Source organism: Limosilactobacillus sp. DJ3M12 (assembly GCF_947381695.1).
GTDB classification, from domain to species: domain Bacteria; phylum Bacillota; class Bacilli; order Lactobacillales; family Lactobacillaceae; genus Limosilactobacillus; species Limosilactobacillus kinnaridis.
Map to the genome: position 1 here is coordinate 1 of NZ_CANCWY010000066.1, position 479 is coordinate 479.

The 479-nt window shown below is 45.1% G+C and carries 1 protein-coding gene; it reads left to right on the forward strand.

Features of this window, described 5'->3' with window-relative positions; translation table 11 throughout:
* Window positions 1-479 (forward strand): MiiA motif-containing surface protein (locus QOS06_RS10730; RefSeq protein WP_502868067.1); only part of this gene is annotated, 479 nt, incomplete at both ends.

Sequence of the window (479 nt, forward strand, 5' to 3'; positions counted from 1 at the left end):
TTCCCAGCAGGCACTGAAGTTACAGTTGGCGATGACGGTACAGCTACAGTAACGTACCCAGATGGTTCAAAGGACACCATTCCAGGTGACCAATTAGTTCAAGGCCAAAAGGGCGACACAACTGATGCTGGTAAGATCACACCAACTGTTCCAGGCGACAAGGTAACTGTTAAGGATCCAAGTCACTTAACTGATGATGAAAAGAATCAAGTTAAGAACAACGTCGATAATGCCAACAAGGATAAATTCCCAGCAGGCACTGAAGTTACAGTTGGCGATGACGGTACAGCTACAGTAACGTACCCAGATGGTTCAAAGGACACCATTCCAGGTGACCAATTAGTTCAAGGCCAAAAGGGCGACACAACTGATGCTGGTAAGATCACACCAACTGTTCCAGGCGACAAGGTAACTGTTAAGGATCCAAGTCACTTAACTGATGATGAAAAGAATCAAGTTAAGAACAACGTCGATAATGC